This is a genomic window from Streptomyces sp. NPDC015131 (assembly GCF_043079975.1).
GTDB lineage: Bacteria > Actinomycetota > Actinomycetes > Streptomycetales > Streptomycetaceae > Streptomyces.
Genome location: NZ_JBIBVB010000005.1, coordinates 209,700 through 224,015 on the forward strand (window position 1 = coordinate 209,700; position 14,316 = coordinate 224,015).

The 14,316-nt window shown below is 73.0% G+C and carries 15 protein-coding genes; 3 read left to right on the plus strand and 12 right to left on the minus strand.

Going from position 1 to position 14,316, the window contains the following annotated elements:
* Positions 1-85: 85 nt before the first annotated feature.
* The 8 genes from ACF08D_RS21140 to ACF08D_RS21175 all read right to left on the minus strand — a co-directional run bounded on the left by ACF08D_RS21140 (position 86) and on the right by ACF08D_RS21175 (position 6,815).
* Complete coding sequence (locus ACF08D_RS21140) at positions 86-499, minus strand: DUF3151 domain-containing protein (RefSeq protein ID WP_392224283.1); 414 nt, start codon at positions 497-499, stop codon at positions 86-88.
* Positions 500-564: 65 nt separating this feature from the next.
* Positions 565-1,698, minus strand: a complete 1,134-nt coding sequence (fbaA, locus tag ACF08D_RS21145; protein WP_392224284.1) for a class II fructose-bisphosphate aldolase — start codon at positions 1,696-1,698, stop codon at positions 565-567.
* Positions 1,699-1,772: 74 nt separating this feature from the next.
* Positions 1,773-2,321 (minus strand): orotate phosphoribosyltransferase, encoded by a 549-nt coding sequence (gene pyrE / locus ACF08D_RS21150; RefSeq protein WP_392224285.1) that lies wholly within the window; start codon positions 2,319-2,321, stop codon positions 1,773-1,775.
* Between the two features lie 25 nt (positions 2,322-2,346).
* Complete coding sequence (locus tag ACF08D_RS21155) at positions 2,347-3,141, minus strand: aldose 1-epimerase (RefSeq protein WP_392224286.1); 795 nt, start codon at positions 3,139-3,141, stop codon at positions 2,347-2,349.
* Between the two features lie 10 nt (positions 3,142-3,151).
* The gene (locus tag ACF08D_RS21160; protein ID WP_392224287.1) at positions 3,152-4,033 is read right to left on the minus strand and encodes an SRPBCC domain-containing protein; all 882 of its coding nucleotides are present in this window, start codon (positions 4,031-4,033) and stop codon (positions 3,152-3,154) included.
* Between the two features lie 60 nt (positions 4,034-4,093).
* Positions 4,094-5,677, minus strand: a complete 1,584-nt coding sequence (locus tag ACF08D_RS21165) for a polyamine aminopropyltransferase (RefSeq protein WP_392224710.1) — start codon at positions 5,675-5,677, stop codon at positions 4,094-4,096.
* A gap of 57 nt (positions 5,678-5,734) precedes the next feature.
* Positions 5,735-6,253: a DUF2617 family protein gene (locus tag ACF08D_RS21170; RefSeq protein WP_392224288.1), complete on the minus strand. Its 519-nt coding sequence runs from the start codon at positions 6,251-6,253 to the stop codon at positions 5,735-5,737.
* Between the two features lie 316 nt (positions 6,254-6,569).
* Positions 6,570-6,815: a hypothetical protein gene (locus ACF08D_RS21175; RefSeq protein ID WP_392224289.1), complete on the minus strand. Its 246-nt coding sequence runs from the start codon at positions 6,813-6,815 to the stop codon at positions 6,570-6,572.
* A 164-nt stretch (positions 6,816-6,979) separates the two neighbouring features.
* Here ACF08D_RS21175 and ACF08D_RS21180 point away from each other — a divergent pair, with 164 nt between their 5' ends.
* The gene (locus tag ACF08D_RS21180; protein WP_392224290.1) at positions 6,980-8,155 is read left to right on the plus strand and encodes a pyridoxal phosphate-dependent aminotransferase; all 1,176 of its coding nucleotides are present in this window, start codon (positions 6,980-6,982) and stop codon (positions 8,153-8,155) included.
* Between the two features lie 295 nt (positions 8,156-8,450).
* Positions 8,451-9,605 (plus strand): hypothetical protein, encoded by a 1,155-nt coding sequence (locus tag ACF08D_RS21185; protein WP_392224711.1) that lies wholly within the window; start codon positions 8,451-8,453, stop codon positions 9,603-9,605.
* Positions 9,606-9,646: 41 nt separating this feature from the next.
* Here ACF08D_RS21185 and ACF08D_RS21190 read toward each other — a convergent pair whose 3' ends face one another.
* Together ACF08D_RS21190 and clpB are read right to left on the minus strand one after the other, a co-directional pair.
* On the minus strand, positions 9,647-10,183 hold the full coding sequence (locus ACF08D_RS21190) for a YbjN domain-containing protein (protein WP_392224291.1): 537 nt from the start codon (positions 10,181-10,183) through the stop codon (positions 9,647-9,649).
* Positions 10,184-10,312: 129 nt separating this feature from the next.
* Positions 10,313-12,913 carry an ATP-dependent chaperone ClpB gene (clpB, locus tag ACF08D_RS21195; RefSeq protein WP_392224292.1) on the minus strand — a complete coding sequence of 867 codons (2,601 nt, stop codon included), beginning with the start codon at positions 12,911-12,913 and terminating at the stop codon, positions 10,313-10,315.
* 135 nt (positions 12,914-13,048) lie between these two features.
* Here clpB and ACF08D_RS21200 point away from each other — a divergent pair, with 135 nt between their 5' ends.
* On the plus strand, positions 13,049-13,462 hold the full coding sequence (locus tag ACF08D_RS21200; protein ID WP_392224293.1) for a pyridoxamine 5'-phosphate oxidase family protein: 414 nt from the start codon (positions 13,049-13,051) through the stop codon (positions 13,460-13,462).
* A 143-nt stretch (positions 13,463-13,605) separates the two neighbouring features.
* Here the strand turns inward: ACF08D_RS21200 and ACF08D_RS21205 are convergent, their stop codons facing one another.
* A complete protein-coding gene (locus ACF08D_RS21205; protein ID WP_392224294.1) occupies positions 13,606-13,923 on the minus strand; it encodes a (2Fe-2S)-binding protein in 318 nt (105 codons plus the stop codon).
* The gene (locus tag ACF08D_RS21210) at positions 13,920-14,207 is read right to left on the minus strand and encodes a hypothetical protein (protein WP_392224295.1); all 288 of its coding nucleotides are present in this window, start codon (positions 14,205-14,207) and stop codon (positions 13,920-13,922) included. The genes ACF08D_RS21205 and ACF08D_RS21210 overlap by 4 nt, the downstream gene beginning before the upstream one ends.
* Between the last annotated feature and the right edge of the window lie 109 nt (positions 14,208-14,316).

A 14,316-nucleotide genomic window follows, 5' to 3' on the forward strand; every position in this document is an offset into this window, starting at 1 on the left:
CCGGAACGCCACGACCCGCCCGGTCCCGGCCGGCGGGGCCGGGGGGACGGGGCGGGTCGGTGTGCCGTACGGCCGACGCGCGAGGTCAGCGGAGGGTGTCGGCCGCCAGGGGCGAGGAGTCCCGCAGGAAGGCCGAGCACCGCTCGTACTCCTCCTGCTCGCCGATCGCCTGCGCCGCGCGGGCGAGGGCGTTCAGGGCGCGGAGGAAGCCGCGGTTCGGCTCGTGCTCCCAGGGCACCGGACCGTGGCCCTTCCAGCCGCTGCGGCGCAGGGCGTCCAGGCCCCGGTGGTAGCCGGTCCGGGCGTACGCGTACGACTCGACGGCCCGGCCGCCCTCGAACGCGTCGTCGGCGAGCTGGGCCCAGGCGAGCGAGGAGGCGGGGTACTTCGCGGCGACGTCCGCCGGTGCGGTGCCGTTCGCCAGCAGCTCACGCGGCTCGGGGTCGTCGGGGAGGTGGGTGGGGGGCGGTCCCCCCAGCAGGTTTTCGTGGATACCCATGCCCCCAGTGTCACAGGCCCGGCACCGCGTCCGCGATGCCGGGCCCGTGTCGGTCGTGCGGGTGCCTACTTCAGCTTGGTGCCGGTCGAGCGCAGGGCGGCGCACGCCTCGGTGACGCGCTTGGCCATGCTCGCCTCGGCCAGCTTGCCCCAGGTGCGGGGGTCGTAGGTCTTCTTGTTGCCGACCTCGCCGTCCACCTTGAGCACACCGTCGTAGTTCTTGAGCATGTGGTCCGCGACGGGGCGGGTGAAGGCGTACTGGGTGTCGGTGTCGAGGTTCATCTTCACGACGCCGTTCTCCAGCGCGGTGGCGATCTCCTCGGCCGTGGAGCCGGAGCCGCCGTGGAAGACGAAGTCGAACGGGTCGGCCTTGCCGAAGCGCTCGGCGACACCCTGCTGGAGGTCCTTGAGCAGTTCGGGGCGGAGCACGACGTTGCCCGGCTTGTAGACGCCGTGGACGTTGCCGAAGGAGGCGGCCAGCAGGTAGCGGCCCTTCTCGCCCAGGCCGAGGGCCTCGGCGGTGCGGACGGCGTCGTCGACGGTGGTGTACAGCTCGTCGTTGATCTCGTGGCTGACGCCGTCCTCCTCGCCACCGGTCGGGGTGATCTCGACCTCAAGGATGATCTTGGCGGCGGCGGCCTGGGCGAGCAGCTCCTGGCCGATGGCCAGGTTGTCGGCGAGGGTCTCGGCGGAGCCGTCCCACATGTGCGACTGGAAGAGCGGGTTCTCGCCCTTGGCGACCCGCGCGGCGGAGATGTCCAGCAGCGGGCGGACATAGCCGTCCAGCTTGTCCTTGGGGCAGTGGTCGGTGTGCAGCGCGATGGTGACGTCGTACTTGGCGGCGACGATGTGCGCGAACTCGGCCAGGGCGACCGCGCCGGTCACCATGTCCTTGCTGTACTGGCCGCCCAGGAACTCCGCGCCACCGGTCGAGATCTGGATGATGCCGTCGCTCTCTGCCTCCGCGAATCCACGCAGGGCGGCGTGCAGAGTCTGCGACGAGGTGACATTGATGGCCGGGTAGGCGAACTTGCCTGCCTTCGCCCGGTCGAGCATCTCGTTGTAGACCTCGGGGATTGCGATGGGCATCTGTCCGCTCCTTGTGATCTGCGGTTGCGTTGCGTTGCTGATCCCTGACCTGGGGGCGACGTCATCGTCGCCCCTATCTTTCCAGACTCCGTCCCGGGCTCCACCCCGCATACCGCGAGGTGCGGACCGTTTCACGTGAAACCATCCGCACCCCGGGAAAACCCCAGCTCAGCCGGGGTGACAGCTCAGGCGAGGTCCAGCTCGTCCAGCGCGTAGGCGTACCGGTAGGGCACTCCGGCCGTCTGGCTGATCTTCTCCGCCGCACCGGTCGCGCGGTCCACGATGGTGGCCACGGCGACGACCTCGGCGCCCGCCTCGCGGACGGCCTCGACGGCGGTGAGCGGCGAGCCGCCGGTGGTGGAGGTGTCCTCGACCACCAGGACCCGGCGGCCCTTGATGTCCGGGCCCTCGACCCGGCGCTGCATGCCGTGCGCCTTGGCGGCCTTGCGGACGACGAAGGCGTCGAGCGTCCGGCCGCGCGCGGCCGAGGCGTGCAGCATCGCGGTGGCGACGGGGTCGGCGCCCAGGGTGAGGCCGCCGACGGCGTCGAAGTCGAGGTCGGCGGTCAGATCCAGCATGACCTGACCGACGAGCGGCGAGGCCACGCCGTCCAGGGTGATCCGGCGCAGGTCGACGTAGTAGTCGGCCTCCAGACCCGAGGAGAGGGTCACCTTGCCGTGCACCACGGCCTTGTCCTTGATCTGCTGGAGCAGATCGGCTCGTACGTCAGTCATGCCCCGAAGCTTAAAGCCGTCGCGCTCAGAGCCGCCGCCAGGCGAAGGTCGCCGCGATCTCCAGCGGCTCGATGGGCGTGACCAGCCGCGGTGCGGTGTTCAGCCCGTTGGGCGGGCCCGACTGGGGCTCCACGCAGACCGCCTCCGCCTGCTCGTCGTAGACGACGACCCACTCGGCGCGGCTGGTGACCTTCAGCTCCAGCTGCCCCGGCCAGGTCAGGGTCACGTCGACCCCGTCCGGCATGCCGAAGCAGTCGTCCCAGGGGCCGGGCCCGGGCGGGATGCGGCGGCCGGTGGGGAGGTGGTCCTCGCCGCGCTCCTCCTGCCAGCCGGGGGTGAAGTCGACGCGGACGTCCTCCCCGCCCAGGTTGCGCCGGAACCACGGGTGCCAGCCGGCCTGGGCCGGGAACGAGTCGCCGCCGGTCTCGACGCCGAGCTGGAGGGTCAGCTCGTCCTCGGTGAGCCGGAAGGTCTGGGTGACCCGGCCCGGGTACGGCCAGGGCTCGGCGAGGTCGTAGGTGAACACCGCCTCCGCCTTGTCGGCGAGGGCGATGCGCCAGGCGGTGTCCCGCCCGGTGCCGTGGATGGCGTGCGGCGGGGCGTTGAGCGGCATCTGGTGCGCGGTGGCACCGTTGAGGAACCGGCCGCCCGCGATCCGCCCGCACCAGGGCACCATCGGGAAGCAGCCGTACCGGTCGCCCTGCCGGAGCACCTCGTCCCGGCCGATCCGCAGGCTCTCGATCCGGCAACCGATGTCCGGACGCACCGTCAACTCGACGTCTCCGGCCACCAGCCGGACGCTCTGTTCGCTACTGGTCACGCCACCGAGACTACTTGCGGCGCCGCAGCGCGCGCCCCACCACCACGGCGGAGGCCAGGGCGAGCGCGGCGGCCGGGGCGAGCCACCGCAGCGTGGCCGAGGCCGTGGCGGTCTCCGGCCCGGGCGCGGGGGCGTAACGGCCGCGCGGCGGCGCGTGGTCGACCTCCTCGGCGCTGCGCCCGATCATGGTGCGGCGGGCGTGCGCGGCCTCGGCGCCCGGCTCGCCGGGCAGCTCCCCCGGGACGGCGGGCACCTCGAACTCGGCGTCGGCGAGCGGGTCCAGCGACGGGGGCGGGACGGGGGCGTCGAAGACCGAACCGGCGCGCTCGGCGCCCTCGTCGACCCCGTCGTCGACCCCGTCGTCGTCCACGTCCAGGTCGTCGAGGTCGTCGGCGGTGTCGGCATCGGCGGTGTCGGCGTCGGTGTCGGCGTCGGCGGTGATGCCGGCCTCGGCGGTGTTGGGGCCCGCGGCCTCCGCGAGCGACTCGGCGAAACGGTCCAGCAGGCGGTGCGCGGCGGAGAGCGCCGTGTCGTCCGGCAGCTCCGCCAGCCGGCCCCCGGCGCTCGTCGTGCCGCGGAAGCGCAGCGTCGTCCCGTCGTCCCCCGGGGACAGCGCCACGGTGAGGGACAGCTTCGCCGAGCCGCTGCCGCGCACCTCGGTGCCCTCGCCCTCGACGGTGTACGACCCGTCCTCGTGGGCGGTCAGGTGCAGCGCGCCCCGGTAGGTGATCGAGTGGCCCCCGGCCCGTACCTTCAGCCGGCCCGCGAGCGGTCCCGCGGACTCGTCCGCGTCCTGCTGGAGGCCCGGCACGCACGCGGCGACCCGGGCGGGGTCCGCCAGCACGGTGCGAAGGGCCTCTGCCTCAACCGGAACGAACACCTCATGCTCCATGGATCCCGAGCCTACCCACGCCCGGCCGTCACGTCTCCCATGCGGGCGAGGCAAAAGGGGTCACTCGCCGTACCTCGGGTGCACCAGCGTCGACGGCGGCAGGCCCGGCGGGCGGGCCGCCGGCACCCGGCGCACCCCGGCGGCCCCGGCCGGGTCGGGCGGCGGGCCGTCCCGCCCGGCCAGCAGGAAGCCCCAGTCGTGGGCCGCGGCACCGGTGCCGGCGGACCGGTCGGGCCCGGCGGCGAAGCCGGAGAGGTGCCCGGTGGCGCGGTAGGGGCGGGTGGTGAAGCCCGCCGCGCGCAGGGTGGCGTCCACCGTCCAGTACAGGTGCGGCCGGGAGGCCATGGGCCCGGCGTGCACCGCGAGCCGTCCGCCCCGGGCGAGGACGCGCGAGGCGAGGCCGTAGAACTCCGCCGAGTACAGCTTGGTGCTGGCCGTGATGGCGGGGTCGGGCAGGTCGGAGATCACCACGTCGTACGCCTCGGCCCGGCCGGCCGCCGCCCGCAGCCCGGCGAACGCGTCCCCGTGCACCACCCGCACCCTGGGGTCCCGGTAGGCGTGGCCGTTCAGCCGGGCGAGGGCCGGGTCGTGCCGGGCGAGGTCCACCACGCCCGGGTCCGGCTCGGCCACCGTCACGGACCGGACCCCCGGCGTCCGCAGGACCTCCCGCAGGGCCAGCCCGTCGCCCCCGCCCAGGATCAGCACGCGCGCGTGCGGGCCGCGCATCGCGGGGTGCACCAGCGCCCGGTGGTACCGGTGCTCGTCCCGGCCGCTGACCCGCAGCCTGCCGTCCAGGTACAGCTCGGGCGGCTCGCCGGGGCCGCCCGTGAGGACGACCTCCTGGACGTCGGTGTGCACGGCGACGCGCACCTCGTCCCCGTACACCGCCCGCCGCACCGACCGCTCGAAGTCGTCGGCCAGCACGGTCGCGGTCGCCAGCAGCCCCAGCACCGCGGCGTTGACGACGACCAGCAGCCACCGCTCCCGCGCGGTGAGGTCGCGCCCGAACAGCCACAGCACCAGCGCCCCGCCCGCGACCGCGTTGACCGCGCCGGTGAGCAGCGCGCTGGTCAACTGCCCCAGCCAGGGCAGCAGCAGGAACGGGAAGGCGAGCCCGCCGACGAGCGCCCCCACGTAGTCGGCGGCGAACAGGTCGGCGACCGTCCCGCCCGCGTCCTGCTCGGCCCGCCGCGAGATGCGCTGGATCAGCGTCATCAGCAGCGGTATCTCCGCCCCGATCAGCACCCCGATGGCGAGGGAGAAGCCCACCAGCGCGAACCGCGACTCGCCGACCCAGGCGAACAGGGCGTACAGCACGAGGGCCGAGCAGCCCCCGATCAGCGCCAGCGCGGCCTCCAGCAGGCCGAAGCCCACCGCCGCGCGGCACCGCAGCCGCTTCGCCAGCAGCGAGCCGATGCCCATCGCGAAGACCATCACCGACAGGACGACGGACGCCTGCTTGACGGAATCACCGATCAGATACGAAGCGAGCGCGACCAGTTCCAGCTCGTAGACCAGGCCGCAGGCGGCGCAGATGAACACGGTGGCCAGCACCAGGAACCGCCCCGCCCGCTGCCGCACGGGCGGGGGGCCGGGGCCCGCCTGCGAGGGCGGCGCGGCGACGGAGACGTGCGGCGCTTCGATCACGCCATTAACGCTACGTTACGCCCCGATGACCATTTGTCACCCACACGAGTGCAACTAGAGGGGTGCGTGCATACGGACGCCCACGCTGGTCCTGGTGACCACGAGCTGCCCCTCCTGGGGGTACGCGTGCCAGGTGCGCCACCGCACCTGGCCCTCGTGCCGCTGGGCGAGCATGGCGGTGAAGGCGTGCGGCGAACCGGGGAACGTCCCGGCGAGACCGTGCGGGTGGTCGGCGACGAGGGCCAGCAACTCCTGGGCCCGCCCGGCGAACGAGCCCCCGGACAGGGTCTCGACGCGCGCGGCGAACTCGTACTCCCAGGGCCCGATCCGCTTCGCCACGCCCAGCGGCAGCGGGGTGCTGCTGCCGGGCATGCAGGCCACGGTCTCGGAGCAACTGCCGTTCTCCTCCTCCAGCAGGACTTGGTGGGACGCGCCGAGGAGTCTCAGCTGGAGGGTCGCTCCGGCGAGTTCGAGATCCAGGACGGCGAGTGCGGGCAGCGCCTCCCGGCCCAGCGCCCAGGCCAGGTCGGCGGCGCGCGTGTCGGTGTAGGAGGTCGTGAGCGTCGTGAGCATGGGTCGGCTCCGCAAACAGGGTTGGCGGGTGAACCGGGGGCGTCCCGGAAGCCATTCGGGGGGCTGGGGGATCTCCGTCGCGAAATCCACACACGAGCTCCGACGGCTGGAAGTTCTCGACAGCGAGGGAATCATGAACCGCGGGCGGCTCACAGCGCTTTTACCCAACTTGGCGGGGTTTCCATCCCCTGGGGGGCCTGCCGGTTCAACTGTTCAAGGAGAACCGAGTACGGGAACCCACAAAACCCAACGTGAAGGCACCCGGCGCGAGTTCACCGCCGGGTGCCTCCGATGGCCGCGGACCGGCTGCCCCGTGTCAGCTGCCTCCGCCGCCACATCCTCCGCCGCCGCCGCCACCGCCACCGCCGCCGCCGCAGGACGATCCGCCGCCCCCGCAGGACGATCCGCCGCCCCCGCAGGAGGAGCCCCCCGTGGACCCGGCCCACCAGCTGCCGCCGGACGCGCTCCCGCGGCGCCGGCTCCTCCCGCTCCCCGCCGCGCCCACCGCGACGAGGAACCCCACCAGGACGATCAGGCCGGCGACGATCAGGACGATCACCATGTGCTTCCCCTTCCCCCGTGTCGTACGTGACTGGGGGATGCCCTCCTGCGCACCCCTCCCAATCGGAATTGAGGAACTCCAGAGGTTCGGCGGCCGGGGGCCGGTGTCCGGTGCTGCGCGGGGCGGCAGAGCGCACTTGAGGAACCCCGGAGCTTCGGCCCAGGATGGCGGCCATGACACGACCGCCGCTCAACCGCCGCCTCGCCGAGTTCGGAACGACGATCTTCGCGGAGATGTCCGCCCTCGCCGTCTCCACCGGCGCGGTCAACCTGGGCCAGGGCTTCCCCGACACCGACGGCCCCGAGGAGATCCGCGAGGCCGCCGTCCGGGCACTCAGGGACGGCAGGGGCAACCAGTACCCGCCCGGCCCCGGCGTGCCCGAGCTGCGCGCCGCCGTCGCCGGCCACCAGCGCGAGCGGTACGGCCTCCTCCACGACCCCGACACGGAGGTCCTCGTCACCGCGGGCGCCACCGAGGCGATCGCCGCCGCCCTGCTGGCGCTGGTCGAGCCCGGGGACGAGGTGATCGCGCTGGAGCCGTACTACGACTCGTACGCCGCCTGTGTCGCCATGGCCGGCGGCACCCGCGTCCCGGTCACCCTGCGCCCGGACGGCGACCGGTTCGTCCTGGACCTGGACGAGCTGCGGGCCGCCGTCACCGACCGGACCCGCCTCCTCCTGCTCAACACCCCCCACAACCCCACCGGCACCGTCCTCACCCGCGAGGAACTGGCCGCCATCGCCGAACTGGCCGTCGAGCGCGACCTGCTGGTCGTCACCGACGAGGTCTACGAGCACCTCGTCTTCGACGACGCCACGCACCTGCCGCTGGCCGGCTTCCCCGGGATGCGGGAGCGGACGGTCACCGTGTCCAGCAGCGGCAAGACCTTCTCGTACACGGGCTGGAAGGTCGGCTGGGTGACGGGCGCGGCCGATCTGGTCGCGGCCGTGCGGTCGGCGAAGCAGTACCTGACCTTCGTCTCCGCCGGGCCGTTCCAGTACGCGATCGCCGAGGCGCTGCGGCTGCCGGAGAGCTACTTCACCGGCCTGCGCGCGGAGATGCGGGCCAAGCGGGACCTGCTGGCCGACGGGCTGGAGCAGGCCGGCTTCCGGGTGTTCCGCCCGCGGGGGACGTACTTCGTCACCACCGACATCACCCCGCTCGGCGAGCGCGACGGCATCGCGTTCTGCCGGGAGCTGCCCGCCCGCTGCGGGGTGGTCGCCATCCCCAACGCGGTCTTCTACGACCACCGGGAGCAGGGCGCGCCGTTCGTGCGGTTCGCGTTCTGCAAGCGGGCGGAGGTGCTCCAGGACGCGGTGAAGCGGCTCGGGGCTCTCTGAAGGGCCTTCGTGGCCGCGCGCGCTCCGGACGAGCCTTCGTGGCCGCCCCGCCCTGGACGGGCTTCATGGCCGCGCGCGCTCCGGACGGGCCTTCTTAGCCGCTGGGCGGCGCCGTGTCACGGCGACACGCGCGCGTGGCGGGCGGCGGCGGGCGGACCACCCGGGCGGGCCGCCTGCGGTCGCGCCGCGCCCGGACGGCGCCCAAGGATCGGGGTGACCGTCCACGCGCGCACGGAGGTGCCCCCTGTCCGCCGAGACCTTCGACCAGGTGACCGCCGCGGGAACCGCCCGGCCCGTGCCGCGGTGGCGCGCGGCGCTGTACCGCGCGGCACCGGCACTGGGGCTGTTCGCCGCGGCCCGGCTCACCGGCATGCTGCTGCTGGCGCTGTGGTCCTGGCACACCGGCCGCTCGCCGCGCGCCCTGCTGGCCCTGTCCTGGGACTCGGACTGGTACCTGGGGATCGCCTCGGCCGGCTACGGCACGACGCTGTACTGGCCGGACGGGGTCGTCCAGTCGGACCTGGCGTTCTTCCCGCTCTACCCGGCGCTCGTCCGGGCGGTGACCACGGTCCTGCCGGTGGCGGGCGGCACGGCGGGGCTGATGGTGGCCTGGGCGGCAGCCGGGGCGGCGGCCTGGGGGATCTTCCTGCTCGGTGAGCGGCTGCACGGGCGGGGCACGGCCACCGCGCTGGTGCTGCTGTGGGGCCTGCTGCCGCACTCGATCGTGCTGACCATGGCGTACACGGAGCCGCTGCTGACGGCGTGCGCCGCCTGGTCGCTGTACGCGGTCCTCACCGGCCGCTGGCTGTGGGCGGGGACGCTGGCCGCGCTGGCCGGGGCGGCGCGGCCGAACGGGATCGCGGTCGCGGCGGCGGTGGGCGCGGCGGCGCTGTACGAGGCGTACCGGCTGCTGCGGGGCGAGCGGCGGGCGCGGTGGCGGGCCTGGGCGGCCGCCTGGCGGACCTGGGCCGGGGCGGCGGTGGCGCCGGTGGGCTGGGTGGGCTACCTGCTGTGGGTGGGGGTGCGCACGGGCGACCCGCTGGGCGGGTACTTCGCGGTGCAGGCGGGGTGGACGTCCCGGTTCGACTTCGGGGTGGGCACCTTCGGCTTCGCCCGCCGGGTGGTGACGGGGCCGATGGAGCTGGGCTTCACCGTCGCGCTGCTGATCACCGCGCTCGGGGTGGTGCTGTTCGCGCTGTTCCTGCTGGACCGGCCGCCGCTGCCGCTGCTGGTGTACACGGCGGTGCTGGTGGTCATCGCGGTGGGCGGCGCGGGCTTCTTCGAGTCGAAGCCCCGCTTCCTGCTGCCCGCCTTCCCGCTGCTGCTGCCGCTGGCGGTGGCGCTGCGCAGAGCCCGGCCGGGGGCGGCGGCCGTGGTGGTCGCCGCCCTGGCCGGGCTCTCGTACGCCTATGGGACGTATCTGCTGACGATCGCCCCGATGGCCCTGTAGACACTCCAGGCCCCCGGGGGCCCGGACTCCGGGGGCCGGGCTCAGCCCTCGGCGTCGCCGGGCTTCTCGTCGCCGGTCTCCAGACCGAACTGCTCCACGATCCACTTGTCGAACTCGATCGACGCACGCACCCAGCTCACGGTCGACTGGACGAAGTGCTCCAGGCTGACGCCGGTGCCGATCAGCATCTGCGCCTCACCGATGAGCCGCACGGTCGCGCCGCCCTGCTCGTCCTCGTGGAGGTGCGTGTAGACCTTGGGCCACAGGGTGCGGCGGTTCCAGTCGTCGATCGTCTCCAGGATCTGGGCGCGGTTCTCGACCGGGTGCGGGCGGTCGTAGAAGGTCCGCACCGAGAAGACCTGCTGCTCGTCCTCGCCGCGGAACATGAAGTACGTGCGGAACTCCTCCCACGGCGCCGCGAGGTCGCCCTCGTCGTCGACGACGTACTTCAGCTCCATCTGGTCCAGGAGCTGCTTGACGAGGTCCTGGTCCGGGACGACGGGGCCCGCCGGTCCCGGGCCCTGCTGGGGCTCGGGCTGGCCACCGAAGTTCGGAATCGAGCCGGGGTCGATGCTCACCGTGAATTTCCCTTCGAACGATTCCTGCCATCCTCCCCCATCCCCGGCCGGGCGTGGCAAGCCGGAACACGGCCGATCCGCTGCGAGCTGACAGGCCCGGCGCGGGGAGGGGGTGCGGGCGGGGCGCGGCTACCGCTCGGCGCCGACGGTCAGGCCGTCCTCGGAGCGGTCCACCCGGACGGTGTCGCCGTCGGTGACCTCGCCCGCGAGGATCTCCTTGGCGAGCCGGTCGCCGATGGCCGTCTGCACCAGGCGGCGCAGCGGCCGGGCGCCGTACGCCGGGTCGAAGCCCTCCGCGGCGAGCCAGTCCAGGGCCGCCGGGGTGACGTCCAGGGTGAGCCGGCGCTCGGCGAGGCGCTTGGCCAGCCGGTCGATCTGGAGGCCCGCGATGTGGGCGAGCTGGTCCCGGTCGAGCGCGGTGAAGACCACGATGTCGTCGAGGCGGTTGAGGAACTCGGGCTTGAAGGAGGCCCGGACGACCTCCAGCACCTGCTCCCTCTTCTGCTCCTCGGGGGCCACCGGGTCCATCAGGAACTGGCTGCCGAGGTTCGAGGTGAGGATGAGGATGGTGTTGCGGAAGTCGACCGTGCGGCCCTGCCCGTCGGTCAGGCGGCCGTCGTCCAGCACCTGGAGCAGGACGTCGAAGACCTCCGGGTGGGCCTTCTCCACCTCGTCCAGCAGCACCACGCTGTACGGGCGGCGGCGCACCGCCTCGGTGAGCTGGCCGCCCTCCTCGTACCCGACGTAGCCGGGAGGGGCGCCGACGAGCCGGGCGACGCTGTGCTTCTCGCCGTACTCGCTCATGTCGATGCGGACCATGGCCCGCTCGTCGTCGAAGAGGAAGTCCGCGAGGGCCTTGGCCAACTCGGTCTTGCCGACACCGGTGGGGCCGAGGAAGAGGAACGAGCCGGTGGGCCGGTCGGGGTCGGAGATCCCGGCGCGGGTGCGGCGCACGGCGTCCGACACCGCCCGTACGGCCTCGCTCTGACCGATCAGCCGGCGGCCGATCTCGTCCTCCATGCGCAGCAGCTTCTGCGTCTCGCCCTCCATCAGGCGGCCGGCCGGGATGCCGGTCCAGGAGCCCACGACGTCGGCGATGTCGTCGGCGCCGACCTCGTCCTTGACCATGCTGCTCTTGCTGCCGGCCGTCTTGGCTGCCTCCTCCTCGGCCTCGCTGGCCTCCTCCAGCTCCCGCTCCAGCGCGGGGATCTCGCCGTACAGCAGCTTGGAGGCGGTGTCGAAGTCGCCGTCGCGCTGGGCGCGCTCGGCCTGGCCCCGAAGGTCGTCCAGGCGCTCCTTCAGCTCACCGACCCGGTTGAGGCCCTGCTTCTCCTTCTCCCAGCGGGCGGTCAGGCCGCGCAGCTCCTCCTCCTTGTCGGCGAGGTCGCGGCGCAGCTTCTCCAGCCGCTGCACGGAGGCGGGGTCGGACTCGTTCTTGAGCGCCAGCTCCTCCATGCGGAGGCGGTCCACGGCCCGCTGCAGCTCGTCGATCTCGACGGGCGAGGAGTCGATCTCCATCCGGAGCCGGGACGCGGCCTCGTCGACGAGGTCGATGGCCTTGTCGGGCAGGAAGCGGGAGGTGATGTAGCGGTCGGAGAGGGTGGCGGCGGCGACCAGCGCGGAGTCGGCGATCTGGACCTTGTGGTGGGCCTCGTACCGGCCCTTGAGGCCGCGCAGGATCGCGATGGTGTCCTCGACGGTGGGCTCGGCGACCAGGACCTGCTGGAAGCGGCGCTCCAGGGCCGGGTCCTTCTCGATGCGCTCGCGGTACTCGTCGAGGGTGGTCGCGCCGACCATGCGCAGCTCGCCGCGGGCCAGCATCGGCTTGAGCATGTTGCCCGCGTCCATGGCGGAGTCGCCGCCGGCGCCCGCGCCGACGACGGTGTGCAGCTCGTCGATGAAGGTGATGATCTGCCCGTCGCTCTCCTTGATCTCGGACAGGACGGTCTTCAGGCGCTCCTCGAACTCGCCCCGGTACTTGGCGCCGGCGACCATCGCGCCGAGGTCGAGGGCGACCAGCCGCTTGTTCTTCAGGCTCTCGGGGACGTCGCCCTTGACGATGCGCTGGGCGAGGCCCTCCACCACGGCGGTCTTGCCGACGCCCGGCTCGCCGATGAGCACCGGGTTGTTCTTGGTCCGCCGGGAGAGGACCTGCACGACGCGGCGGATCTCCTGGTCGCGGCCGATGACCGGGTCGAGCTTGCCGTCCCGGGCGGCGGCGGTGAAGTCGGTGCCGAACTTCTCCAGCGCCTTGTACTGCCCCTCGGGGTCGGGCGTGGTCACGCGGCGGCCTCCCCTGGCCTTCTCGAACGCGTCCAGCAGCTTCTTCGCGGTGGCGCCCTGCTTCTCCAGCACCTCACCGGCCCGGCCGCCCTTGGCGGCGATGCCGATGAGCAGGTGCTCGGTCGAGAGGTACTCGTCGCCCAGCTCCTCGGCCCGCCGCGAGGCGTCGGCGATGACCGCGAGCAGCTCGCGGTTGGGCTGGGGCGGGGCGACGGTGGAGCCGGCGACGCTGGGCAGCGCGGCCAGGACGCCCTCGGCCGCGGAGCGCACGGCCGCCTGGTCGGCGTCGACGGCGGCCAGCAGGTCCACGATGTTCTCGTTGTCCTGGCCCGACAGCAGGGCGAGCAGCAGGTGGGCGGGGGTCAGGTCCGGATGTCCTCCGGACACGGCACGGCTGCTGGCGGCGTTCAGCGCGTCCCGGCTCTTGTTGGTCAGCTCGGCGTCCACGTGCGGTCTCTCCTCCTCGGTGCAGCGAGTCGTTACGGCTATGACTCAACGGCTATGACTCCCACAACGTACGTAAAGTTGAGTCTATTCCACTCAAGGTGGTCCGGGACACCCGCCGGCGGTAGGTTCGCGCGCATGGCCATCGACCCGCGCGACCCCGGCGACGCGTACCTCGGCTTCTGGCGCGAGTACCACATGTGCACCCTGACCACGCACCGGCCGGACGGCACTCCGCACGTGGTGCCGGTCGGCGTGACGTACGACCCGGAGGGCGGCGAGCGGGGCCTCGCCCGGGTGATCACCAACCGGCACAGCCGGAAGGCCGCCCATGTCCTGGCGGCGGGCCCCGAGGGGGCGCGGGTGGCGGTGTGCCAGGTGGACCGGGGCCGCTGGGCCACACTGGAGGGCGTCGCGCGCGTCCGTACGGAGCCGGAGGCCGTCGCGGACGCCGTCGAGCGGTACGCGGCCCGCTACCGGCGGGTGCCGTCGCCCAACCCGGACCGGGTCGTGATCGAGATCGCCCTCACCCGGGCGATGGGGCGGGCCTGACGCCCGCCTCGTTCGTACGTCCGTACGCGCACAGCACAGCTTCCCGTACGCGCACAGCACAGCGGCGCCATCGTGTTCAGGTCCACGATGGCGCCGCTGTGTGGGGGAAGCACCTGAGCGATTTACAACGACGGGGGAACCGCTCAGGCGCTGCGGGGGGTGGCGGTGGTGGTCTCCGGCTCGACGAGCTGGTGGTCACGCTGGTCGAGGTTGACGAAAATCATGCCGTACCGGATGGCGCAACGGACGGGCTGCGGGGCGCCGCGGGGCCGTCGCAGACACCGGTAGGCTCGGATGTCCTCGTCTTCTCCGCGCGTGATGACGATCGGCTCACCGAAGAGGGTGACCATCAACGAATCGCCACGATGCGGCACAGCCGTGACGAGGTCGATGAAATGCCACCCGGAACGGTAGGCGGACGCCATCTCGCGCCGGAAGCGCGAGTCGTCGGGAACGTTCATGCGCCGACGACGGTCCAGGCGGGGTCGATCGCCGCCGCGGACACGGGCACGGACGTGATGGTCCAGCCGGGGTCCTGCGCGGCCGTACCCGACCTGACGGGTACCGCGGTCCAGGAGGGGTCGTTCACGGTCGGGCCCGCCGCGGTCCAGCCCGGGTCCTGCGTCGTGGTGCCGACGCCGGGAGCCGCCTGCGAGTCCTGACCCTCGGCCGCCCCCATAACCCCGACCGCGCCCGCAGCGACGACCGCACCGGCCACCACTGCGCGTATGAGTCTCTTCGTCATCACCGAGCAACCTCACTTGAAGGCAACGTCTCTTTCCAACCCCCGCGGCTACGACGATTGCTCACTCTCCACGCTTCCACCACCTACGGCAGGCATCATGTTCCTGAGA